19 protein-coding genes are annotated in these 23,821 nt (G+C 45.3%); 4 read left to right on the forward strand and 15 right to left on the reverse strand.

Features of this window, described 5'->3' with window-relative positions; genetic code table 11:
• Window positions 1–503 precede the first annotated feature (503 nt).
• The 6 genes from G9U52_RS20835 to G9U52_RS20860 form a co-directional block, all read right to left on the reverse strand.
• The gene (locus tag G9U52_RS20835; protein WP_166152591.1) at window positions 504–1,370 is read right to left on the reverse strand and encodes an inositol monophosphatase family protein; all 867 of its coding nucleotides are present in this window, start codon (window positions 1,368–1,370) and stop codon (window positions 504–506) included.
• A 224-nt stretch (window positions 1,371–1,594) separates the two neighbouring features.
• Window positions 1,595–2,365 (reverse strand): enoyl-ACP reductase FabI, encoded by a 771-nt coding sequence (fabI, locus tag G9U52_RS20840; RefSeq protein WP_166152592.1) that lies wholly within the window; start codon window positions 2,363–2,365, stop codon window positions 1,595–1,597.
• Between the two features lie 131 nt (window positions 2,366–2,496).
• A complete protein-coding gene (uvsE, locus tag G9U52_RS20845) occupies window positions 2,497–3,483 on the reverse strand; it encodes a UV DNA damage repair endonuclease UvsE (RefSeq protein ID WP_166152593.1) in 987 nt (328 codons plus the stop codon).
• Between the two features lie 132 nt (window positions 3,484–3,615).
• Window positions 3,616–3,936: a hypothetical protein gene (locus G9U52_RS20850; protein WP_166152594.1), complete on the reverse strand. Its 321-nt coding sequence runs from the start codon at window positions 3,934–3,936 to the stop codon at window positions 3,616–3,618.
• Window positions 3,937–4,023: 87 nt separating this feature from the next.
• A complete protein-coding gene (locus tag G9U52_RS20855; RefSeq protein ID WP_166152595.1) occupies window positions 4,024–5,154 on the reverse strand; it encodes a D-alanine--D-alanine ligase in 1,131 nt (376 codons plus the stop codon).
• 140 nt (window positions 5,155–5,294) lie between these two features.
• A complete protein-coding gene (locus tag G9U52_RS20860) occupies window positions 5,295–6,335 on the reverse strand; it encodes an amidase domain-containing protein (RefSeq protein WP_166152596.1) in 1,041 nt (346 codons plus the stop codon).
• A gap of 270 nt (window positions 6,336–6,605) precedes the next feature.
• Here G9U52_RS20860 and acnA point away from each other — a divergent pair, with 270 nt between their 5' ends.
• Window positions 6,606–9,314: an aconitate hydratase AcnA gene (gene acnA / locus G9U52_RS20865; protein ID WP_166152597.1), complete on the forward strand. Its 2,709-nt coding sequence runs from the start codon at window positions 6,606–6,608 to the stop codon at window positions 9,312–9,314.
• Window positions 9,315–9,436: 122 nt separating this feature from the next.
• Here the strand turns inward: acnA and G9U52_RS20870 are convergent, their stop codons facing one another.
• Complete coding sequence (locus G9U52_RS20870) at window positions 9,437–13,354, reverse strand: S-layer homology domain-containing protein (RefSeq protein WP_166152598.1); 3,918 nt, start codon at window positions 13,352–13,354, stop codon at window positions 9,437–9,439.
• A gap of 310 nt (window positions 13,355–13,664) precedes the next feature.
• Here G9U52_RS20870 and G9U52_RS20875 point away from each other — a divergent pair, with 310 nt between their 5' ends.
• Window positions 13,665–15,059 (forward strand): S-layer homology domain-containing protein, encoded by a 1,395-nt coding sequence (locus G9U52_RS20875; protein ID WP_166152599.1) that lies wholly within the window; start codon window positions 13,665–13,667, stop codon window positions 15,057–15,059.
• Between the two features lie 193 nt (window positions 15,060–15,252).
• Here the strand turns inward: G9U52_RS20875 and G9U52_RS20880 are convergent, their stop codons facing one another.
• Window positions 15,253–15,996, reverse strand: a complete 744-nt coding sequence (locus G9U52_RS20880; RefSeq protein ID WP_166152600.1) for an IclR family transcriptional regulator — start codon at window positions 15,994–15,996, stop codon at window positions 15,253–15,255.
• A 279-nt stretch (window positions 15,997–16,275) separates the two neighbouring features.
• Here G9U52_RS20880 and G9U52_RS20885 point away from each other — a divergent pair, with 279 nt between their 5' ends.
• On the forward strand, window positions 16,276–17,304 hold the full coding sequence (locus tag G9U52_RS20885; protein ID WP_166152601.1) for an alpha/beta hydrolase: 1,029 nt from the start codon (window positions 16,276–16,278) through the stop codon (window positions 17,302–17,304).
• A gap of 56 nt (window positions 17,305–17,360) precedes the next feature.
• On the opposite strand, the gene folE is transcribed toward G9U52_RS20885, so the two are convergent.
• The 7 genes from folE to G9U52_RS20920 form a co-directional block, all read right to left on the reverse strand.
• Window positions 17,361–17,951 carry a GTP cyclohydrolase I FolE gene (gene folE / locus G9U52_RS20890; RefSeq protein ID WP_166152602.1) on the reverse strand — a complete coding sequence of 197 codons (591 nt, stop codon included), beginning with the start codon at window positions 17,949–17,951 and terminating at the stop codon, window positions 17,361–17,363.
• A 24-nt stretch (window positions 17,952–17,975) separates the two neighbouring features.
• The gene (locus tag G9U52_RS20895; RefSeq protein ID WP_166152603.1) at window positions 17,976–18,188 is read right to left on the reverse strand and encodes a YneF family protein; all 213 of its coding nucleotides are present in this window, start codon (window positions 18,186–18,188) and stop codon (window positions 17,976–17,978) included.
• A 97-nt stretch (window positions 18,189–18,285) separates the two neighbouring features.
• Window positions 18,286–19,320: an HD-GYP domain-containing protein gene (locus tag G9U52_RS20900; RefSeq protein ID WP_166152604.1), complete on the reverse strand. Its 1,035-nt coding sequence runs from the start codon at window positions 19,318–19,320 to the stop codon at window positions 18,286–18,288.
• A 71-nt stretch (window positions 19,321–19,391) separates the two neighbouring features.
• The gene (queG, locus tag G9U52_RS20905) at window positions 19,392–20,567 is read right to left on the reverse strand and encodes a tRNA epoxyqueuosine(34) reductase QueG (RefSeq protein ID WP_166152605.1); all 1,176 of its coding nucleotides are present in this window, start codon (window positions 20,565–20,567) and stop codon (window positions 19,392–19,394) included.
• Between the two features lie 52 nt (window positions 20,568–20,619).
• Window positions 20,620–21,213 carry a signal peptidase I gene (gene lepB / locus G9U52_RS20910; RefSeq protein WP_166152606.1) on the reverse strand — a complete coding sequence of 198 codons (594 nt, stop codon included), beginning with the start codon at window positions 21,211–21,213 and terminating at the stop codon, window positions 20,620–20,622.
• A gap of 3 nt (window positions 21,214–21,216) precedes the next feature.
• Entirely contained in the window at window positions 21,217–21,777 is a 561-nt protein-coding gene (locus G9U52_RS20915; RefSeq protein ID WP_166152607.1) for a DUF402 domain-containing protein, read from the reverse strand.
• Between the two features lie 280 nt (window positions 21,778–22,057).
• Window positions 22,058–22,480 carry a GNAT family N-acetyltransferase gene (locus G9U52_RS20920; protein ID WP_166152608.1) on the reverse strand — a complete coding sequence of 141 codons (423 nt, stop codon included), beginning with the start codon at window positions 22,478–22,480 and terminating at the stop codon, window positions 22,058–22,060.
• Between the two features lie 362 nt (window positions 22,481–22,842).
• Here G9U52_RS20920 and G9U52_RS20925 point away from each other — a divergent pair, with 362 nt between their 5' ends.
• Entirely contained in the window at window positions 22,843–23,460 is a 618-nt protein-coding gene (locus tag G9U52_RS20925) for a superoxide dismutase (protein ID WP_166152609.1), read from the forward strand.
• Window positions 23,461–23,821 lie beyond the last annotated feature (361 nt).

The following is a 23,821-nucleotide window of genomic DNA, read 5'->3' on the forward strand; positions in this document are numbered from 1 at the left end:
AGCGTTCGTCCTGAGCCAGGATCAAACTCTCCATTAAGGTAGAACTTGAGTTGCCTCATTCTTTACATCTGGCGAGAACTTGCATTCTCTATTTTACTCACTCGTTGATTCAGTTTTCAAAGGACAATTCTTATTCATAAACCGTTTAATAAAACGTTGATTGCCTTATTTTATTTTGCTCGTTTTACCGAGTTTATTTTATTGGCAACTCAATTACTATACCACAACACTTCGTATAAATGCAAGTGTTATTTTCTTTCATCTTTTTGTGTAAGACCCGATGAATTTCAGTAGCATGTAGTCCGTTTTTAGCGGCGAGAAGTAATATATCATATAGTTCCATTCTAAGTCAAGCCTAATATTAAATTTATATTTCTCGATGACTGCTTTCTGCGAAAAACCCTAATCTACGGGGCTTTTCATGCCACTCTGGAGCAAGAAACCCAAATTAATAAGGCTTCTGCCCGTTCCTTGTAGGGAACAAGCCGAAGCCTCCATCTTACTCACTTTTTAATCGCAACTGCATCTGCCAGCACAAGCTCTTGCTGAAGCTCACCATGGATAGCACCATTAGTTGCTAGAACATTTCGCACCTTCAAATTATAAGGGTTGCCTTCGGTATCCGTTACCGCGCCTCCGGATTCTTGAATCAATAGGGCTCCCGCTGCCATATCCCAAGAATTCAAGCCTATCTCCCAGAACCCACTTAAGCGGCCGGCAGCCACATAAGCCATATGCAAAGCAGCAGAACCAGCGACACGTACATTCCTCACTTTGGGGCATAGTGCATTCAAGCCGCGAAGATTGACAGGAAGAGCACCTTCTCGATCTGCTGGCAAGCCAGTAGCAATCAGGCTGTCAATCAGCTTCGTTTCAGAGGATACCTTCATTCGTTTGCCCCTGACATAGGCACCTTTACCTTTCTCAGCAACGAACAGCTCATTATGGATCGGATTGTAAACAACACCTACGATGACCTCACCTTTGTGAACCAATGCGATAGAAACACTAAAAAAAGGAAAACCGTGCACGAAATTTGTAGTGCCATCTAATGGATCCACAACCCACAAATATTCGGCATCACTTACATCTTTTAATGCTTGTGCAGAAGCTTCGGGCCCAGGCTCCACCCCTTCTTCACCAAGAATTGAATGATGCGGGAAATGGGTCTGAATTAAATTCCGAATCATTTTCTCCGCGCCTTTATCTACTTCCGTTACAAGATCATGAGGGGAATACTTGATTTGCAGGCTGTTGAAGTCCCCTAATTTGCTTTGGATCCATTCTCCAGCCTTAGAGGCCGTATTAATCGCTACTGCCGTAAAGCTTTTACTTCCAACCGTGAAGGACGTATTTCCTTCGTTAGACATTTCTATCAGCCCTTTTTTCTTCCAAGATTTTTTATAGTAGCGATACAACTACTAATCAGTATAGTGAATATACGCTTTAAATGCTACAAAGTTTCATATCGACCGTAGGTTTCACCCATCTCTTCAACAATTTCTCCCCCAAAAAAGCAAAAAACCGTCGAGAACCCCCAACAGTTTTGCCTAAATATCCATTATTCCCTGTATCACTCTATTAAACTTCTGTTTTATACACCTACAATATGATACCCATTATCCACAAAAATAATTTCTCCTGTGATGCCGCGGGACAAATGGCTCATTAAAAAGAGTGCTGTATCTCCCACTTCTGCAACCTCGGTTGTCCGGCGCATCGGAGCTTTTTCCTCAACACTGCGAAGAATCGAGTTGAAATCCTTAATTCCTTTAGCAGCCAACGTACGGATTGGGCCTGCTGAAATCGCATTAACGCGAACATTAAACTGCCCAAGGTCATTTGCTAAATAGCGGACACTCGCTTCAAGAGCCGCCTTAGCCACACCCATTACATTATAATTTTTCATTGCACGTTCTGCACCAAGGTAAGTCATCGTCATAATGCTTCCGCCTTCAGTCATTAACGGGTACATGCGTTGGGCTACAGCCACCAGTGAATAAGCACTGATGTCATGCGCCAATGCAAACCCGTCACGTGAAGTATCGACGAATAATCCCTCAAGCTCCTCTGTTTTGGCGAACGCTATACTATGGACAAGTCCATGAAGCACACCGAACTGCTCCTTCAAAGTAGCTGCCAGCGAATCGATCTCCGTATCAACTGTAACGTTACAAGGAAGGACAACTGTATTGGGTAATGTGCCCGCCAGCTTGCGCACACGTTCCTCTACACGTTCATTTTCATACGTAAAAGCAATTGCTGCCCCTTGAGAAGCAAGCGACTGCGCAATAGCCCATGCAATGCTACGATCATTCGCAACACCCATAATTAATATATTTTTGCCGGATAACAATCCATTCATTGAACAAATTCCCCTCTCCACATCAAAATGAGGCTTCGCCTATCTATTCTTACTCAAGGTACTTCATTTAACTAAATATTTCAAGTAATAATACCCTATGGGTTTTAAAAAAAGCAGCTATGCATAGGCACTTACAGCTTAAAAGACGCTTGATTCAAAATAGTCAAATCTTCTTCCCCGTTAATATCCCTCATGAGCCGGATCAGGGCATCATCCTTCTTTTTGGCCTCGATCATGATGTCTAGACTTGGAGTGTGGGGTGCTATGGCGCGCAAAAAATCCAGCAATGGCTGAGCTTCAATATAATCAGCATGGCCACGCACATCTTTTTCGTTTTTGGGACTGGATACATGGATCTTGGGTGGGAGAGCGTTCTCTGAGCCTTGCTCCTTTTGCCCTTCCCAGGTTTTGAGGATGCGCGTCCATAATGCTGTACAGTCCGCTCCGTCTTCCTCGTGGTTAATTTCGTGGTGATGGATGTCGAGCACCATTGGTGCGCCTACTTCCTCACAAACGTTTAATGTTTCCAAAGCCGTAAAGGTTTTGTCATCATTTTCAATCGTTATCCGTTCGCGAATACGCTCCGGTAGCTCCTTAAAACGTTCAATAAACCGCCCGGCCGCCGCTTTTTTATCTCCGTACATGCCACCGATGTGGATATTGCATTTCGCTGAATTATCTAAGCCCATTGCTTCCAGCATCGTTACATGGCGCTCTAGATCCAACAACGAGCTTTGCAGAACGTCTTTACGCGGCGTGCTCAGCACGGTAAAATGATCCGGATGGAAGCTTAATCTCATCCCGTTCTTAATCGCATAGCTGCCCAGCTCTGCAAAGGATTCCGCAAGCACCTCCATAGGATCCCAGCCCTTGAGCATTTCATGCCCGAGTAGCGGGATGAGCTTAGACGAGCAACGATACATTAAAATATCATAGGCTCGATTATGCTTGAGCAGGCGCAAAGTGTTGTGAAGATTCTCGGCTGCAATGCGTTCTAGCTTGCGTACCGCTGCGTCACGGTCGTTTAATTTGTCGAAACTGGTGGCTGTCATCGTTTTGGAAGGGGATGCATTGGACACCCGCATTGACATTGCGACATAACCAAGACGTACAATCATAATGAAAATCAGCTCCGGTTATCAAGATGTACGGATAGGTTGCCCTAAACCGCCATAAGTTATATAGAAAAAGAAACACCTTCCCGCAGCCTTTTGCCGCGTAAGATGTTCGTGAAAACATGTTATATGGGATCAGATCTGGGCAAGGCTAAAAAACATTTCATAAGCCAAAGCAGTCTGAACACGCGATTCTTCCTCTGTAAGCCTCCGTACCAGCACCATCTCAACCTGAGTGATCTCTTCGCCCTGAAAATTAATTTCGGCAATCGATACCAGAATTTTGACAATAGCTACAGCTTTGTTATCCAAGCTATAAGCGATAACCATTTGACCCGTTGGGAACACGCGAAAGCCGCTTTTGACCATTTTACTGCGGCCATACTCTAATAATTCATAGAGCTCCTGCTCGGATTTGAACTTGCATACGGAATTGAACTCAGTTTGAAATCCCATACGTATTCCCCTTTCACGGCATTGTTCTATAACTATAGCATACGGGAAGTAGGGCAACTACGCAAGCAGGCAAACGAAGTTACAGCTTTATAATTCAAAAGAATATTGTAAACGCTGCTTCTCATTATGGCGCTGCAACGCCAGTACAATCAATTCATCCAATAGCTGGGCATACGGCTTGCCTGTTTCTTTCCATAGCAAAGGATACATGCTAAACGGCGTAAAGCCTGGCATCGTATTGATTTCATTAATAAAAATATGGTTATCTTCTTTACGCAGGAAGAAATCAATCCGGGATAGGCCGGAGCCATCCACTGCCAGGTAGGCGCGAAGCGCAAGCTCCCGCAGACGTTCAGATATATCCGCAGAAATTTCGGCTGGAATAACCATGGAGGAGGTGCCATCTACATACTTAGCTTTGTAATCATAAAATTCGTTAGAAGACAATACTTCACCCACTACAGAGGCTTCAGGCTCGTCATTGCCAAGGATAGCTACTTCAACTTCACGGGCATCGACGTTCTCTTCGACAATGACCTTTCGGTCAAACTGGAAGGCATATTCGACAGCATCAATAAGCTGCTCACGGTTACGGGCCTTATTGATGCCTACACTGGAGCCCAAATTGGCAGGCTTCACGAAGCAAGGATAGCCGATTGATACCTCAATTTCCATAATAAAATAAGCATTGTCTTTCTCCCATTGCTTTCTTGTAAAATGGCGGAACAGGCATTGGGGCAAGCCCTCCTGTTCAAATACTCTTTTCATCATCACCTTGTCCATCCCAACGGATGAGGCCAATACCCCGGCTCCAACATAAGCAATGTTAGCCATTTCCAATAACCCTTGGATCGTGCCATCCTCCCCAAACGTGCCATGCAGCAGCGGGAAAACGACATCAAGCTTATTGATTGAAGCCTGTGAATTCAGATCAACTCCCTGTACATTAGCGTACTGGAGCGAATTAATAATAGGCTGGATCGCCGATACTTCGTCCGTTACCAACGATGGCTCAAAAGCTAATTCAGCCAGATGCTCAGGCGGTCCCTGGAGTTGGGGGCCTGAACGCCACTCTCCCTGTTTGGTTATGTAAAATGGAATAATATCATATTTACTCATATCAATGGCTTTAATTACGGCAAGTGCGGTTTGTAATGAAACCTCGTGTTCCCCAGACTTTCCTCCATAAATTAAGCCAATGCGAATTTTGTCGCTCATAATAACCTCCGAATAAAATATTAGGCATGAAATGTTAAGCATGAATAGTAATAAGGTGAATCCCGTAAGCTAGTATGGATCTGATCAAATGAAATGGAGCTAATTAAATTAACATGCATTTACGCCAAGCTACGCTAATATCAAGGTGCATCTATGACATGCAAAAAGGAGTACCGCGTTTTTTCGGTCCAAGCATATGAATCCCTGTAGCTCCAGTACCGGTGCCTGCTGTTTGTTGTATGGGCATTAACCAAAGGCATTCCATTGGCATCTTTGGCTGTGACGACCGCGCTATGCCGGAAACGCCCGTCGCCCTTCCAATCGTAGCTGATCACATCGCCTAGCTCAAGTAAATCGGCTGTCTCTGCCTCTTCTACTTGCCATCCGCTATGATTATTCATCATATATGCTTGCAGGCTTTGTGCGACTGCCCAACTGAAGCTCCAATGCTCTTGTCCATTATGGCGGCCCCTGTACCACCAGCCGGAATCCCTTTTTCCAGTATAGTGCATTGGGGCTCCTCCTGCAAAGAGACATTGGGATACGAAGTTGGTGCAATCCACTTCAAATTCGATGTAAGCCGGATTTGCCTTATCCCACCATAATTCGGCATATTGGATCGACTTATTGCGGTCATACTTAAATTGCCTAGGGGAGCGATCCAAGTATGGGAGAACCTCATAATTCAAAAAAGGCATTGATGGCAATTTTACGAAGAGGTCATCCTCCCCAGAGTTGCCATATTCCGATATTCGGACTTTATCCGGCAATTGGGTATCCACCCTAATATGATCAGGATGATCACCTTCATGACCTGTAACTTGAATTTGGGTAATGACCCACCTGCCGCCTTGCTCTTGGAGTGTAATCCGTTCCCATTCGACACGTTCCTCCTGGTGCTCAGCAAGCCCAATCATTCCAACTGCTACCTGCCTCAGCCGAACAGCGGCTGTAACGGCCCGAGGCTGCTCTGAGGCCTGCACAATGGTAAGTCTCGCCTCATGCTTCACAGGGAAGAACTGACGGTCCTGATCGGTTTGTGAGGCCCTGGCCAAGCGTTTGATTTGCGCTTGCAGGTACTGGGTATCGGTAACAAAGGGCAGCAAAGGCACCACCGTATAGTCCAAATTCATTTGGTTTTTATAATGAACATATTCATAGAGCGTCGTTTTCCATGACATCCGGCTACCCCCATTTTGAGTGAAATGAACTCTATTTAAGATCGTTCAGGATGAGCTCATAAACGTATTGCGATTATTCCAATATATGAAGGAACACGAGCAATAATGATTCAAATTAGCCTTTACGTAGCGACCTTCAGCATGTATACTTAAACTATAGCAATTATGAAATCGCGTTTCATTGAGTGAAACATAAATAGCGGTTGAATACATTTTCACGATAAGCTCCAAGAGGAACTATGAACTACAATTCAGAGGAGGAACTCAACAATGGCTAGAGAAGATCACTATTCCGTCCGCAAGCCGCTGGAGGTTAATGGAAAGACTTATCATTACTACAGCTTGCCCGGTCTGGAACAACAAGGACATGGCAATATTGCCGCGCTGCCTTTTTCAATTAAGGTGCTTTTGGAGGCAGCTGTTCGCCAATTCGACGGCAGAGCCATCACGGCAGAGCACGTCAGACAAATCGCAACATGGACTGAAGCACGGGACGAGAAAGAAATTCCCTTTATTCCAGCACGTATAGTTTTGCAGGATTTCACTGGTGTTCCCGTTGTTGTTGATTTGGCTGCAATGAGAGATACCGTAAAGCTTGCTGGCGGCGACCCTAAGCAAATCAATCCGCTTGTACCTGTGGATTTAGTTATTGACCACTCTGTAATGGTTGATGCTTTCGGTACTAAGGATGCTTTGGAAACGAATATGAATATCGAATTCGAGCGTAATGAAGAGCGTTACCGTTTCCTTCGTTGGGCACAAACCGCTTTCGACAATTTCCGTGCAGTTCCCCCTGCTACAGGTATCGTCCATCAAGTAAACTTGGAATACTTGGCATCTGTTGCTGCAACTAAAGTTATCGATGGCGAGACTGAAGTTTATCCCGATTCCTTAGTAGGTACGGATTCCCATACCACGATGATTAACGGTCTAGGTATTGTAGGCTGGGGCGTTGGCGGGATTGAAGCAGAAGCAGGCATGCTCGGACAGCCTTTGTATTTTGTTACACCTGAAGTTATCGGCTTTAAATTGACGGGTAATTTGCCAGAAGGCTCAACCGCTACGGATTTGGCTTTAACGGTTACACAAATGCTTCGTAAAAAAGGCGTTGTTGGTAAATTCGTTGAATTTTATGGTCCTGGGCTTAGCAATATCAGCTTGGCTGACCGTGCAACAGTTGCCAATATGGCTCCTGAGTATGGCGCAACGGTCGGTTTCTTCCCTGTCGATTCCGAATCGCTTAATTATTTAAGAAGCACAGGCCGTGAGGAAGATCAAATCGCACTTGTCGAAGCTTACTATAAAGCACAAGGTATGTTCCGTACCGATGATACACCTGATCCGACTTTCAGCGATGTAGTCGAACTGGATATGTCAGCAATCGTTCCAAGCTTGGCTGGTCCAAAACGTCCACAGGATCGCGTTGAGCTTACTTCGATGAAGGAAGCCTTCCACGATATCGTCCGTACACCTATCGATAAAGGTGGTTATGGACTAAGCGATGCCAAAATCGAAGAAGTAGTCGATGTGGTCCATGTTAATGGCGATATTAGTAAAATGGGCACAGGCGCCGTCGTTATTGCCGCTATCACTAGCTGCACGAACACGTCCAACCCAAGCGTTATGATTGGTGCCGGCTTAGTTGCCAAGAAAGCAGTAGCACGCGGTTTAAGAAAGCCTGCTTACGTGAAAAGCAGCTTAACTCCTGGCTCCCTTGTCGTAACCGACTACTTACGTAACGCCGGATTATTGGAGCCTCTTGAAGCATTAGGCTTTTATGTTGCCGGTTATGGCTGTGCTACCTGTATCGGTAACTCCGGTCCATTACCGGATGAAGTCGCCCAAGCTATTACTGATAACGATATGACGGTTGCTGCTGTATTATCAGGTAACCGTAACTTCGAAGGTCGTGTGCATGCTCAAGTGAAAGCTAACTACTTGGCTTCGCCTCCTTTGGTTGTTGCTTATGCTATAGCAGGTACAGTCAACATCGACTTGGCTAATGATCCTATTGGGTATGACCAAGCTAACCAACCCGTCTACTTGAAAGACATCTGGCCTTCCAACGCAGAGATCCAAGAAGCTATTGGTGTAGCGATGAGCCCTAGCATCTATCGCGAGAAATATTCCAACGTATTCCGCGCTAACGAGCGTTGGAACGCTATTCAAATACCAGAAGGCGATTTGTACGAATGGGATGAAAAATCAACCTATATCGCAAATCCGCCATTCTTCGAGCGCCTTGGCGATGGCGTTGCCGATATGGCCGACATTCGCGGCGCTAAAGTGTTAGCCTTGCTTAGCGATTCGGTAACAACTGACCATATCTCTCCCGCCGGTAACATTAAAGCTGACAGCCCTGCTGGTAAGTATTTGATGGAGCATGGCGTTAAAAAAGAAGATTTCAACTCTTACGGCTCCCGCCGCGGACACCATGAAGTGATGATGCGCGGAACGTTCGCTAATATCCGGATTCGTAACCAGGTTGCTCCTGGCACAGAAGGCGGCGTCACGACTTACCTGCCAACCGGCGAAGTGGAATCGATCTATGATGCTTCCATGAAATACCAGGATCAAGGCACGAATCTTGTCGTTATTGCCGGTAAAGAATACGGAACAGGCAGCTCCCGTGACTGGGCAGCAAAAGGAACTTTCCTACTCGGCGTTAAAGCCGTAATTGCCGAAAGCTTTGAGCGGATCCATCGCTCCAACTTGGTCGGTATGGGCGTATTGCCACTGCAGTTCAAACCAGGGCATGGTTGGAGCACTTTAGGCATTACGGGTACGGAAACCTTCGATATTACGGGCTTAGACAATAATGTTCAACCCGGCCAAGATGTAACAGTCACCGCCACCCGTCAAGATGGTACCAACTTTACCTTTGAAGTTGCTGTTCGGCTTGATAGTACGGTTGATGTAGATTACTACCGTAACGGTGGCATTCTGCAGACGGTATTGCGTCAAATGATTGCGGAATAGTCCACTGATAGCGAAAAAATGAATTGAATAAAAGCACTAACAAGTACAGAAATAAAAAGCGTTGGTTTACATCCTCGGATGTAAACCAACGCTTTTTTTATGTGGCTGCTGTTTCAGTGGAGCTAGGATAATGTCGCAGGAAGTGCCTTGGAATATTTTTGCAATATTCGAACCGCTATTTGCCCGATTTCGTCTCTAGTAATGTAAGAAGTCGGTCTAAAGTTCAAAAGTGGTTTCGCTGTACTCGGAAGTGGTGAAACGACGGGACTACCCACCATAATTCCCAAGCTATTAACTGCATCGACAGCCGGTAAATTATAGTAGTCAATGCTATCACCATCTGCAAAAGCTTTAAACACATTCGCTTTGAGCTTCGCATCGTTCATCGCCATCTTGAGGTTCATTGCACGTGATATCATTACGGCTGCTTGTTCACGTGTTACAAAGTCCCCAACTCCGAATATTCTCTCACTAACACCTTGAACAATACCAGCGCGAGCTGCTGTTTCTACACTCTCGTAATCCCAGAGGATGGTTCCTCCCCCACTTCCCGGAAGTACATCATTAAAGGAATTAGTATCATCATAATTCGGCTTCATTCCCAATGCACGAACGAGAATCGTAGCAAATTCACCACGTGTAGCATTTTCCTTTACACCAAAATCATCAGAAAACATAGCATTCATATACCCTTTAGCCAAGAGCGCTTGTAAAATATTACGAGCCCACGAGCTTTTTGTAATATCGTCATAACCAAATTTCAGCTTGCCTACCATGTAATAACCAAACTTATCGAAAGGAACTGTAATGGTTTTAGCCTTGGTATCAACGACACCTCCTAGGTTCTCCCAATACTTAGTTCCTGCTTTATCGCCCATGAAAAATACAGTAACCTCAGAGGCTGCTTGATCTACCACATTATCATCGTATCTCAGCACCAACGTGCCACGTTCACTTGGTGCGATGATTCTTTCCGATTCATACTTTGTAAATGTATTGAGTGAAGGGCCATCCGTAGAGTAGGGAGTTACGCCTCCAGTTACTGATTTATAATCACCTACTAAACGCTCACCTAACCCTCCTGAAATCCAATAAAGGTCGGATATTCTCATAAAGTTCATACGACCCTGAGTGGAAGTGACCAAATTGGATAAAGCCGGGTCAATAGGTATGGCGACTCTTGAACTTGTTCTATCATCTGGGTCCTTACCTACGATCTGGTTATAATCATTCACCAATTCAGTATTACCATCCTTTGGATTAGCAAGCCCGAATAGCAAATCAACTTGTGGCTGGATCTTGCCATCAATAACCCGGCGCAGCACGTTGTTTTTGGGAAAGGTTAATTGGATAGCCTTATCAAAAACAGAATGCTTGGTTCCCATCGGCTCCATGTACATCGCCCCGACTGCAGGATTACTCACATAATTAACAGTGACCGTGTCTGTGAGGTCTCCACTTGGTCTTTTTACTACCACCGCAATCTTGTTTTCAGAATCCGCCTTTAGTCCTGTTAAGGTGTATACATAACGATTCGTAAGGTCATCCCGCAATACAGCTGATTTTCCGTTAATTAATACATCTGTGGCTCCCGCTGCAAGAACATCGAATAAAACAAAGTTCTTATTCACAATGATTTTATCACCTGTGTTGGCTCTAGGTGACAATATCTCGAAAGCTTGCTTCTGACTTAACACAGTCATCGTGTAGCTAGTTGTAGCTCCACTAGCATTTAACATACTAATCGTAAAGGTATGGGTGCCTAATGGAATAAGTACATTATTCAATCGTATTTTAAACGCATTTGAATTCCCAGCAACATCAACCGAGGTATACTCAGGATCAATTACCGAATTGACTTCGCTAACTGTTACAGGCGGAGTAACACGATAAATCTGTGCTCCATCCTTGCTGATGATAACATCGACAGCTCCAGAACCTTCCAAATAGAAATCCATCTTGGTAAGCGATGTAGTGTAGTTATTGTCAGTACCCAATATAAATTCCGGTGATGCCGGCAAGTAATCGGTTTTGGTACTGCTGCTCAAGTTGCCTCTCTGTATGGTAACCTTAGCTGGTGGCGTCAAAGGACGAACATCGAGAATTTTCGGTGTATTGCTATTGACGATATAAAATTTGACTTCTTTCACATACTGGCGTAAATATGGCTGAGCATCCGTAGTATCTCTATAATTAATAATAATTTTCAAAACATTCTCACCAATTAAAAGCGGTCCGGGTCCCACAGGAGCCGTTTCTGGTAGCTTTAGCGCTTCTGCGGTGCTGATCATGCCAGTACTGCTATCTATGATTAAATATGGAACTGCAGCAGCAGTAGGATAATAATCTGTCCAATCTATATTATTAATGATCAACTGCGGCCGACCTTGGAGACCTTGCATTCTATTATCAAAACCAATGGCTGCCCCTTTTAAAACGGGAAGTTCATTAATGGAAAAGACTTGACCTTCGTACAGATTCTCAAGTTCAATGTAGTTTTTGGAGACAAAGGTGACTTTTGCCGTTTTGGAAACGGGATCTGATGACACCGAGAACGCAATGGTTTGAGTACCCTGTGGTAAATCAGTGATCTTAAAAATTTGACCTTTGTTCTTGACATTCCCAGCGTGAATATCTAGATCAACCTCTGTAATAGTAATCGGCGACAATCCGAGTGGCTGAAGAGCCACCTTTAATTCTCCAGCAACCAGCGGCTTGGAGGCTTCTACCAAAACATAAAATTCTGGAGTTATTACCTGAGAGCCATCTAAGGGCTGAGTAAGGACGGTGTCATCAAAAATAGCGGGAGCTGGATCATACTTAGGAATTAACGCAACACTCTTTACGATAGTTTTGCCAGAAGCCCAAATAAAAGGAAATGCATCTTCCACTACGATAGGTGTAGTTGTTCCACCTGGCGCAAAAACAAATTTAATCTTAGCTTCCGCTGACACAACAGAAAGATCCAATGGGACGCCTGAAAGCTCCACTAATTTGAATGCAGAAGCTCCGTACGTATTGGTAATTACAGTACCATCATTGAGCCCCGTTACAGGGGTGACCACTCCACCAACAGTAAGCGTTGTGTTGAGTGTCGTTAATGGAGTGCTGCTGTAGGGAATTAAAAACTGTAGCTTCATTGTAGCTCCAGGGGCTGTGCCTGTAAAAGTTGGCGGGGTGGATGCCAATAAGTCGGTATTGACCTCACCTAGAGGAGGATCACCAGCGGCAACAGAATCTTGCGTCGCTTCAACTATGGTGAATGGGCTAGCCGATGTATAGTAATAGACCTGACGCCTTAATACAACGGAATCCGTAGCATTAGACAGCTTAATCTCCAGCTTGTTGAGCCCAGGCTTTAAGTTAATTGCCGGAGCATCAAACCTGCCATCATTGAGCACGCTCGCTTTGATCCCATCAATGAAAACCGATGTTACATTGGTAGTAGTCCCTTGAATGTAAGCAGAGCTTGAGCGGACTACCAAGCTGGTGCTTTCATTAAGCTCGTAGGTTTCACTATCCGAAAATATTTGCAAGGTGTTAAGAATCGGAGCCCGATCATACAGCACATAGAACACATTCTTAACTGGCTCCAACCCATTAAGACCTGTAAATGTTAATTTGTTGTAACCTTCGAATAATTGTACATTACTTACTTGAAACCTTTTAATGTTGGTTGAAGATACCGATACAGGTGTATTGAACGTCATGCCGATAGGCTCTGTCCATGCCGCTACTCCACTTGGAGGGGTAACCGATACCATTTGCTGCACAGTAAGAGCCATCGAAGTGCTCGTGACCTGTTGAAATATCCCACTAATGGCAATAGTGCTGGAATTGCTAATCATTGCATTAGTACGATTCAAACCGGTTGGCGTAATTACCGGATCTATGGCTGACGAATCAGCTAATTTCTTGTCATCAGGGATGAAGAATTTGATGTCTGCGGCTTGCGCAGCTTGTAAAGGGATAAGGGACAGCAGTAGAGCAAATAAAACGGTATAGTTTATTATTTTCTTCAGATGCTTTACGTATTTCAATGCAATCGCTCCTTTATATTCATTCCTATTTTGAACCTGCCGTTCCTTACACTGGCTTTACTTTCACCACCTTACATGTTGGACTCCCTTTAATATGATTTCACCTGACAAAGAACTCTCCAATAGACTATAATCTTATATCGGCTTGTCCACGAAGTTTTTTTAACAATCACAGAAAAAAGTTCCACATGAACTGGCTTTCCTAAAGATTGCCTCTGAAGAATCGACAGATTCTCTTATATTAGAAGAAATATCAACTTTTCCTTGTGCATTTCCGATATTATAAAAGATAGGATTGGAGGATTGTATAATGATAGGTACACCCGTAAAAAGAAAGATGAAGTCACTCGTTGCGCTGTTAACCCTTGCCATGCTCTTACCCGGACCACCTGCCAAAGCCCAAACTACCTTCAGCGATATCGATATGCAGCAAAAAGCATGGGCGGTCAGCTCCATCTATGTCATGTCGGAGCACCAAGTGCTTACAGGTTATCCAGATGGGACGTTTCGACCCGATGAGACGGTCACCAAAGCCGAATGGACACAGATGATTTACAAGCTATTTAATACATATCGTCCTAATCTGACGGCTACTGGACAGCAGAAGGTTAACAGCCTCTCAGATGTCACAGCTCAGCATTGGGCTTATAAGCCCATCTCGGAGATCTACAACCATTCCTTTCAATGGGGAGTATTTGGAATGGATCCTAGTGGACGGCTGACCTTTCAGCCAGATACTAAGCTAAGCCGCCTTGAGCTGTCTAATCTGCTATATTCCTTTTTCGATACCCGTTTAATTGACCGGCGCCTAAGTCCCAATGATGTCTGCTCCGTTGTGTCCCAGCTGAATGATTTTCCTGTACAAATTTTTAAAAGCAAGGAAGAATATGATGCCGCCGTCAAAGGGGACAAGCGGCTGGAAAGCGTAAATGTCCAAATCACGACCAGCAACGGTGTCTTACCTACCTTCTTCATGGGTACAAGCGTAGCTGATTGCGCCTTCGGTACGGATGGCTTCTCTAATGCACAGGCGAGCGTCCTTGCGAGCCTACAAGCTTCTGGAATTATGACGGCTACGACTGATGGTTATTTCCGTCCATTGGATAAAGTGACACGTGCAGAAGCGGTAACTATCCTAAACCGGATCTACAACTTTCTTAAGAAAAACTATTGGTTACCCGATTACTCCAATATTGATCTTGAACAAGCCAACACGGTTGACCAAAGCAACGGAGGCCTAAGGGGTTCGATCGGTGATTCTTCCAATCCTTACGGAGGCTCAAGTGGAGGCAGCACTTATAGCGGATCCAATCCAAATGCGGTCAAGGTCAAAGATTATTTCAAGCTACAGGGTCCTAATAACAATCAAGGCTCCATTGCCAAGAACCTGAGGAAGGATGGGGAAATTGAAACCGCCATCAGCCCCCAGGATTATAATTACCTGAGCCTTGAATTAGTCAGCCAGGACAAGGCAGAAATGGTCGACCTCTATGTTACGATCGATGGTAAAATTACTCTTATTAAACAAGAAGATATGCCAACGACAATTGCGGTCAACGGTGTTCAATCGGTTGGACTTCGTACACAACTGCGGAATACGTCAATCTCCATTAAAAAGGGAGGAACGGTCACCTTGTCAGTTAGACTGGACAAACAAAACCCCACCCCTGTTACAGACCCAGCCTCACCTATTCCTACGATGTAGGACAACCTGCCTTAAGCCACTGGAACCGCTTGAACGGTTCCAGTGGCTTTTTTGGGGCTCCGGCCAGAGCCTATGCTAAACGAATCCTAACCCTAATCATTACTCAGTTCCTAATGATAAGCAAAAGAACCTTCTTACCCTTACATGTAGGGCGAAGGTTCTTTTTTGTCTTTTCGGAGCCTTCAGGCTCCATTCACCTGACCATCTTGCCCATGCGGCGAGCCGCTTCGAGCAGTACAGGGGCATGCTCCTTCATCTTCTCCAGTGTGAGCCGATTGGACGGCCCACTCACGGCAAGCGAAGCTACCAAGGTGTGGGCTTGGTTGAAGATTGGTACTGCCACTGCCGCCGCTCCAAGCTCGCGTTCCTCCACACTTGTCGCATAACCTTGCGATAAAACATCGGCAAGCTGCTTCAAGAACACACTACGCTCCAGACCAACCGGCATATTTTTAGCCTTCATCAGTGCTTCTTGTACCTGTGGCTCGGCAAAAGCAACCAGGATCTTGCTTGATGCCCCTACATACAGCGGCAGCCTCGCCCCAATCGCGGCAACACGCCGGATCGCTTGGTTGCTCTCCACAGCCTGAATGCGAACCCGCTCCAAGCCATCGCATACATACAGACTGATTGTCTCATCCAACTGGTCTCGCAGCCGCTCCATTTCGGGCAGCAGGATAATAGCCGGGTCGTCACTATGCGTCATATTGGCAGATAGCTCCCATATGCGGAAGCCTAGCCTGTACTTGTCAGTGGCAAAATCACGCACTACAAAGCCTTTTCCCTCTAGGGAAGCAAGCAGTCGATGCACGGTGCTTTTGTGCAACGATACGCGGACGGCGATCTCCGTCAGGCTTAGGTTTGAAGAATCCGTAAAACAAAGCATGATATCCAAAGCACGTTCAACCGCACGCACCGTTAATTTGCCGTCTTCCATAACGCTTTCCCCCGGTTTTCAGTTTCATTTGATGAAACCCTGTTACACATAGTATAACTCATACCTGTCTATATCGCAAAGTGTATTATTGCTTTTTCCTCTATCGGTTAGGCTTCTATTACATCTATATTACAGTAAGTTTACATTTGTCCCGACCGATTGACGGCATTATACTTGCAGTCTTACTATAGAAGTATAGAATTTAACAAATATTCATAACTTTTTATAAATCCAACATACTCATATGTTGCTTAAGTCAGTCAACTAGGAGGGAACCCGATGGAAACAAACCCTTTATCATCTGTCCAATTAACCCCAGCCCAAATAGAAACCGTTCCTAATCGATCGGTTCTTGTCAGACGCAGAGTGAAAGGGATCCTCATCGCCCTCATATCGGTATTGCTGCTGTTCTTCAGCCTTGTGATGGCCTTCCATGCCTATGTCGCTTGGTCTTTGGCCAGACCGCATATTGATCCACTCATTTCCAACCCAACGCTTACATTCGGGGCGCCTTATGAGGATATCCAATTTCCTAGCCTGAATCAAAGCTCGATTTTATCAGGGTGGTATATCCCGGCAGCCAACCCCGTGCCTAATGGCAAAACCGTTATTTTCTCACACGGATACGGCGGCAATAGGGAGGAAATATGGGTGCCTCTGTATAGCCTCGCCCAAGAGCTGTATAAACAAAACTACAACGTATTAATGTTTGATTATGGGTATGTGCAGCCTAAGATTAGTGCCACAGGCGGCTTACGCGAGTCCCAGGAGTTGCTGGGCGCAGTCAAATATGCCAAAGACAAAGGTGCTGAATCTGTATATGTCTGGGGCTTCTCGATGGGCGCAGGCACAGCGCTGCAGGCTGCCCTCCAAACGAAGGAAATCGATGGCATGATTCTCGATAGTACCTTTATCCTAGAGCCAGAAACGATGTACCATAACATGAAACAGATCGCCAACTTGCCTAAATTCCCATCTTTATCACTTGTCCATTTATTTTTCCCGCTTATTAACGGGGTCAGCCTTAACCAGATTCCATATGACAAAGTTAAAGAAGCCCAATATCCGATGCCGATCCTCTTCATTCACGGCATGCAGGACCAACGTGCCCCTTATGAAATGGTGCAGCAAATATTTAATAACCAATCAGCCGATTCAAGCGCACAATTATGGTTATCTCCTAACGACGGGCATGAGCTTATATTTAAAGCACAAAAGAAAAGCTATTTAACCGTCACTATGGGCTTCCTGCAAAGTATGGTCGAGCGCGGCAATAGCCCATCCGTCCATGTCTCCAAAGCTAGCTAAAAGGCTTGCCTCCTTCAAATGAAGGGCGCAAGCCTTTTCTGGTCTTTAGGGGTTTATTAATTCCTGATTAAGGATAAAAATTCCGAACGCAACGCAGCATCCGTACGGAAGGTGCCGCGCACAGCTGAGGTTACCGTTTTACTGCCTGGCTTCTTCACGCCTCTCGAGCACATACACAAGTGCTCCCCCTCTACCACTACCATGCAGCCATGGGGCGTAAGCTCCTCCATCAAGATGTTGGCAATTTCAGAGGTAACACGCTCTTGTACCTGTAGCTTACGGGTTACCGCTTCAACCAAACGCGCAAACTTGCTTAGGCCAGCAATTTTCCCACTCGGGATATAACCGATATGAATGTTCCCAAAGAACGGAGCCATATGATGCTCACATTGGCTGTAATAAACGATGTCTTTTACAATGACTAGCTCTTCATGCTGTTCATCAAAAGCAACGCCCAAGATATCTTTGTAATCCGCTTCATAACCGGAAAAAATTTCCTCGTACATCCGCGTTACCCGGGCAGGCGTTTCCAAAAGCCCTTCACGGTCAACATCTTCTCCTATCAAGCGCAAAATTTCGCGTATATGCCCTTCAATTAGCTTGCGGTTGCGGGCAACACTCGTATTTGTATAATCCTTAGCCGGCATGCTTGGATTCCACCTCTCAAGTCTCTATGGACGAAACTTTTGTTTTTTCATCATTTGCTGTGCTTTGCCAAGCTGCTTCTTGTCCAGGTTATAGCCCATCTTCTTCGCCATTTCCTGCAGCATCGCAGGATTGCTTTGCATATTTTCAAGCTGTCTGCGCAAGTAATACACGCCTGCGAAAAATCCGCCTACAGCACCAACGAGCAAAGTTAGGATCGGGATAATATAGCTCCACATGATTGCTTCATTCACCTCGTTATTTAATAATCGTCCTATCATCATAGCAAATTAAGGGCTGAGGCACAAATGCCTGCCAGCCCTTTTATGACCCATCCTACTGGAGGATATTATCAATAAAAATGGTATTGTGCTTAGCAAGGTCAACCTCGACTACGTCCAGATCTGTGCCGGACTCTGATTTCACAACCCGTACAATGGGGCGTCCAGGAAGCCCTCTATGCTGGCCAACGACGACACCAGTCTCTTTCGTCGAAAGCTTAACCGAGGTGCCTGTTGGATAAACCGAAACCGTACGCAGAAAATGAATGACGATTTCCCTATCCAGTTGACCCCCGGCCAAAACCATCATATGCTCACAAGCTTCATGCGGCAGCATCTGCCTTCCGAGCTCCGACGTTTGGAATAATAGATTATCGTATGTGTTCGCGACCGCGACAATTCTGGCATAAAGATGAATTTGTTCCCCCTGCATGGCTCTTGGCAGGCCGGTGCCATCCATTTTTTCATGATGCTGAAAGGCGGCATGGGCGATAAGCAGGCTTAGCTCCCGCTTGTTTTTCAGGATTTCAAAGCCTCTCCATGTATGATGCTTTTTCAAATCGTCGGAAGTATCATCTGTAATTAATTCTACCTTGCCGATGTCATGCAGCATAGCGCCAATCGATAACTCCCGCAGTTGGCTCATGGGCAGATCCATTTGGATGCCGATTAAAGCCGACATCATGCTCACATTCAAAGCATGTACATACATTTCGTTGTCTTTGGTTCGAATATCGGACAATTGGACGAGCACTTCTTTATTACGCATAACTTCATCCAGCAGGTTGTCTACACTTCCATTAATATGCTTCGTATTAAAGTCCTTGCCCGAGCGGATAGAATGGAAGGTTTCTCCCATCTTCTTCATTATCGCCCGCTTCGTTTCTTCAGAAACCACATCCACAATCTCTATGTCCTCAAACAAAGGATCCTTGATATAAATCATCGTGACCCCAATTCGGTTCAAGGTGTTGATCATATAGACGGTAAGCTGGACACCGTCCGATAGCAGTACGGCACCATTGCCGGAAAAAATAGTTCTACCTAAGTATTGCCCGGGCTCGACATTATCAATGTGTATATATCTCATTAGGCTCTCCGTTCCGAACGTATGAACCAGCTTCAATCCCATGTTGAAAACCCGTTCTTCACGTCCACTGTTTACTCCGACCGTTGATACATTGCAGCATACGCCTTTTCCAATTCCTTACTTACTACCTCGTGCTGTTCGCTGGCTCTGGCTTCCGATATCGCTGCCTCTGCCTGGTGGCCTCCGATTTTCCCCAATGCCCATGCCGCTGAGGCGCGAATTTCCATTCTCACATCGTTCAGGAGTAAATCCCGAAGAACCGGTACGGCAGTCTTATCCTTAAAATGCCCAAGCCCCAGGATCGCATTGCGCTGGATCGGCTTCTTGCCGCGCCAAGCGGCCGAGCTGGATCCAAACCGCTCTTTGAACTCGCGATTGCTCATCGTCAGCAAGGGTAGCAGCAAAGGCTTGACCTGCTCCGCATCCGGCTGTAGCTCAGGCTGGTGGGTCCAGTTCATGCCCTTGTTTTTGGGGCATACAATTTGGCACGTATCACAGCCATAGAGGCGGTTTCCGATTTTCCCCTTCATCGCATCATCTTCAATATGCCCTTTAGTCTGGGTCACGAAAGAGATACAGACCTGTGCATTTAACTGCCCCGGACCCACCAAGGCTCCTGTCGGGCAGGAGTCGATACATAACGTACAGTCGCCACAGCTTTCTGTGACAGGTACATCGGAGGGCAATGGTAAATTGGTGACTATTTCCCCTAAGTAAACCCACGAGCCAAACTCTGGCGTTATGACGCAGCAGTTTTTGCCTACCCAGCCAATACCAGCCCGCTCCGCAACAGCGCGGTCAACCAAGGCTCCAGTATCGACCATGCTCTCCATCCTTGCTGTTGGGACGCGCTCACGAATCCAGGCTTCAAGCCGCTGGAGCCGATTGCGCAGCACTTGATGGTAATCCAAGCCCCATGCCGATCGGGAGAGCATCCCCCGATAAGCGCCTGGCTTGGAACGTGGTGCATCCATCAGCTTGGAAGGATAGGCGATGGCTATCGATATAATAGACCGGGGCTCTGCCAGGTTAAGTGCCGGATCTGTTCTCTTGTCGAGATCCGGCTCCTCGAAGCCGGATTCATAGCCTTTTGCACGATGCTGTAAAAGAATCGATTTCAGCTCAACAAAAGGCTCCGCGCTGGAGATGCCTAATTTATCAATCCCAAGTGTCGAAGCTGCTTCCTGCATGTCTTGCTTGAGCTGGTACCAGAACTGACGGTTTCCAGGACCTATAGCTTCCGTCATGTTGTGGATCACCCCATTGTATAGAAGAGTCTGGATTTCGAAAAACTAAATCTTAAAGAATCTTGATTTTAGAAAACGGCCATAGTATCATCTCGGCACGCCCTTCAACTTTATCTACGGACACGGCTCCAAAGCTACGGCTATCATTGCTAGCATAACGATGCCGGTTATCCCCCATGAGGAAGACTGAACCTGCCGGAATCGTCATGGACTCGAAGCGGCCATCCTCGATAGGCGAATCCGTATAACTTTCCGCCGTTAATAAACCGTTAATATATAATTTGCCCTGCTGAATACGGACTTCATCCCCGGCTACAGCAACAATACGTTTGACCAAATACGGCTGTTTAGCCTCCGTGTTATTAGGCTCCTTCACCACAATAACATCCCCGCGTCCAACAGTACCGATGTAACGGATGGTCTTATTAATAAACAACCACTCATCTTCCTCAAGAGTAGGCTGCATGGAGGCTCCTTTTACCGTGGAAAGATGGAATCCATATTGATGGACTACAGCTACAACAAGCAAGGCGATCGCGATGGATTTGATCCAATCCCATACTTCCGCCAATAACCCCGAATGTTCTACAGCCAATATTTCTCCTGAGTGCTTCTCATTTGGCTTTTTGGAAGTAAAGATGCCCATATCCTAAGCCTCCGTTCCTTGGCCTTTCCACTTTTCCCATTCTCTGTAATAGTAACGAACCCATTCTTCATGGAAGGGCGCCTGCCCCTGCTCGATCCGTTTAAGCAAATCTCTAAGTCCTTGCTTTACCTTAGACTCTACAATGGCGGAGTAATGGTACAAAAGCTTGTGCTGTTCATATTCATCCTGGTCAACCACATGGACAGCGCCATTCGGCATCTGGATTACATCCAGATCATAATCAATATAGGTAATAATATTGCTATTCAAATAGGGGGGAGAAGCAACATTGCAATAGTACCGAACACCTGATTCTTCTAGCAGCGCTACAACATTAAACCATTGTTTAGGGATAAAAAAAGAAACGCCAGGAATCCGGCTAACCCACTCTTTTCCATCGGCCTCTACAATTTTAGTCTGGCTGTTAATGAGAATCATCATGGACTCAGATTTATGCGATTCATGGTGAAGCGACTCAGGAACCAACGCATTCTCAAGCCACATTCGGTGCAAATGGCCATCATGCTTAAAGCTTTTAATGATATGAGTGGAAAAATTCTCCATAAGGTCCATACCCTTCTATTTTAACGTAAGACCAATGGAGGCAATAGAAGCTTACAAGATGTGGCAGGCGGTACGGTTTGTTAAGCCCTCTTTGTTCGCTTCGCTCTTTTTGGTATTCAATCATTCTTAGTTATATCTTGCATCTTGCACGTTCCTGCCGTAAATAATACCACATATAGTTCACTGAAAACAGTTAATCTAACACAAAAAAAGCACAGCCTCCGCTGTTAGCGAGCAGACCATGCCCTAATAAACACCCTTGTTCCAGCAAATTCGGTTATTACCCGTTTACAATGCTTAAGCGGTGTGGTGAACGCGAAAAATCGGTAGCTTGGTAACCGGCTGATTCGTAAACCGGCAAAACCACTTCATTATGAATGTCTACAGTGATCATAATCTTGCGAACCTTGCGTTGTAAAAAACGCTGTCTCATCGATTCGATTAAAGCTTTGCCATACCCACGGCGCTGGTATTCTTGTCCAACGGCAATGCGGTAATAATATCCGTTGTTATTGTCGATTGTACCTATAATAACACCCACGATTTGTTCATTTTCGATAGCAATAAGTACAAGTTCACTATCCCATGAAAGTTGTCTTGTTAAAGCCTCCATTGTTTCTTCATAACAGGCTTCGGTTAATACGTGCTTGAACAACTCGGTAACAGCAACATAGTCAGACAAATGGAAGGAACGAACAAGCATTATTTGGAACTCTCCCCACGACAAATTTTATAGGCTTTATCTAGTATAAAATACGACAAATCCAGCCATATTCCTTCTTATTTATTAGAAAATACATAAAAAACTTCATATATCTTTAGCAATCTCATGAAAGCGCTATATATTAAGCGTTTTCAAGGAAGATAACTAAAACACTTACAAAATATGGAGTATTTTTAGAAATTCGTTGAAATAAAAGGGTATATGAATCCTCATTTAAAGAAATCATAATTTTGTATCTAAGCCTGAAAGGTACTTAATATACATACATGTTGCTTTTATATCGAATATAGGAGATAATAGGTATGAATTGGAACTTACATATACTTTAGGAGGTAATACGAATGGCTCACCAATTACCGGCTTTACCTTATGCAAACAATGCTTTGGAACCACACATCGACGAAACAACGATGATGATCCATCATGATCGTCACCACAACGCATATGTTACCAACCTGAATGCTGCATTGGAAGCCCATCCAGACCTTGCTTCCAAAACCATCGAAGAATTAATCGCTGACTTGGACAGCCTTCCTGAAGGTATCCGCGCAGCAGTTCGTAACAACGGTGGCGGACATGCCAACCACTCCTTGTTCTGGGAAGTTATCGGACCTAATGGCGGCGGCGCACCATCCGGCGCATTAGCTGATGCTATTACTTCTGAGCTTGGCGGATTCGACAAGTTTAAAGAAGATTTTGCAAAAGCTGGCGCTACTCGCTTCGGCAGTGGCTGGGCTTGGCTTTCCGTAACTCCAGCAGGCAAGCTTGTTGTAAGCAGCACGCCAAACCAAGACAGCCCTATCTCCGAAGGCAACACGCCAATTCTGGGTATGGATGTTTGGGAGCATGCTTACTACTTGAAATACCAAAACAAACGCCCTGATTACATCGCCGCTTTCTGGAATGTAGTTAACTGGGACGAAGTCGCTACACGTTATGCCGCAGCTTCAAGCAAATAAGTATCCATATTGAAAAGGAGGGGCACTATGCCCCTCCTTTTTTTGTCTATACCTTTGGAGCTCTGAATGGCTGCCCTTGACCCCTTATCAGCACCAGCAATATCCACATGCTAGTTTAATGGCAACATTTCCGCAATTAGATTTTATTTCAATGGTGAAAAGCCTGTCATACTGCGAAAAAAACAAACAAAAAAACGCTGCCTAGGCAGACGGGTTGGTTAGCACTATGGAGCTAAGAAAATTAAAGAATCTGACCGCCACCGCAATGTTAGGAAGGGGCTGCATGCGTCGGATCGCCTTGCTATCGGTACAAGTAATTTGATATTCTCTTGGCTTTTGTAGCATTTTACACAGAAGTATG

This window comes from Paenibacillus agricola (assembly GCF_011440305.1).
In the GTDB taxonomy this organism is placed as follows: domain Bacteria; phylum Bacillota; class Bacilli; order Paenibacillales; family NBRC-103111; genus Paenibacillus_S; species Paenibacillus_S agricola.

Coding starts and splice junctions, on each gene's coding strand:
- uvsE (WP_166152593.1), bottom strand. CDS start 3,483: ATGATTGTACGTCTTGGTTATGTCGCAATGTCAATGCGGGTGTCCAAT.
- G9U52_RS20875 (WP_166152599.1), top strand. CDS start 13,665: ATGATAGGTACACCCGTAAAAAGAAAGATGAAGTCACTCGTTGCGCTG.
- fabI (WP_166152592.1), bottom strand. CDS start 2,365: ATGAATGGATTGTTATCCGGCAAAAATATATTAATTATGGGTGTTGCG.
- G9U52_RS20925 (WP_166152609.1), top strand. CDS start 22,843: ATGGCTCACCAATTACCGGCTTTACCTTATGCAAACAATGCTTTGGAA.
- G9U52_RS20885 (WP_166152601.1), top strand. CDS start 16,276: ATGGAAACAAACCCTTTATCATCTGTCCAATTAACCCCAGCCCAAATA.
- G9U52_RS20860 (WP_166152596.1), bottom strand. CDS start 6,335: ATGTCATGGAAAACGACGCTCTATGAATATGTTCATTATAAAAACCAA.
- queG (WP_166152605.1), bottom strand. CDS start 20,567: ATGACGGAAGCTATAGGTCCTGGAAACCGTCAGTTCTGGTACCAGCTC.
- lepB (WP_166152606.1), bottom strand. CDS start 21,213: ATGGGCATCTTTACTTCCAAAAAGCCAAATGAGAAGCACTCAGGAGAA.
- acnA (WP_166152597.1), top strand. CDS start 6,606: ATGGCTAGAGAAGATCACTATTCCGTCCGCAAGCCGCTGGAGGTTAAT.
- G9U52_RS20900 (WP_166152604.1), bottom strand. CDS start 19,320: ATGAGATATATACACATTGATAATGTCGAGCCCGGGCAATACTTAGGT.
- folE (WP_166152602.1), bottom strand. CDS start 17,951: ATGCCGGCTAAGGATTATACAAATACGAGTGTTGCCCGCAACCGCAAG.
- G9U52_RS20915 (WP_166152607.1), bottom strand. CDS start 21,777: ATGGAGAATTTTTCCACTCATATCATTAAAAGCTTTAAGCATGATGGC.
- G9U52_RS20850 (WP_166152594.1), bottom strand. CDS start 3,936: ATGGGATTTCAAACTGAGTTCAATTCCGTATGCAAGTTCAAATCCGAG.
- G9U52_RS20920 (WP_166152608.1), bottom strand. CDS start 22,480: ATGCTTGTTCGTTCCTTCCATTTGTCTGACTATGTTGCTGTTACCGAG.
- G9U52_RS20855 (WP_166152595.1), bottom strand. CDS start 5,154: ATGAGCGACAAAATTCGCATTGGCTTAATTTATGGAGGAAAGTCTGGG.
- G9U52_RS20895 (WP_166152603.1), bottom strand. CDS start 18,188: ATGTGGAGCTATATTATCCCGATCCTAACTTTGCTCGTTGGTGCTGTA.
- G9U52_RS20835 (WP_166152591.1), bottom strand. CDS start 1,370: ATGTCTAACGAAGGAAATACGTCCTTCACGGTTGGAAGTAAAAGCTTT.
- G9U52_RS20880 (WP_166152600.1), bottom strand. CDS start 15,996: ATGGAAGACGGCAAATTAACGGTGCGTGCGGTTGAACGTGCTTTGGAT.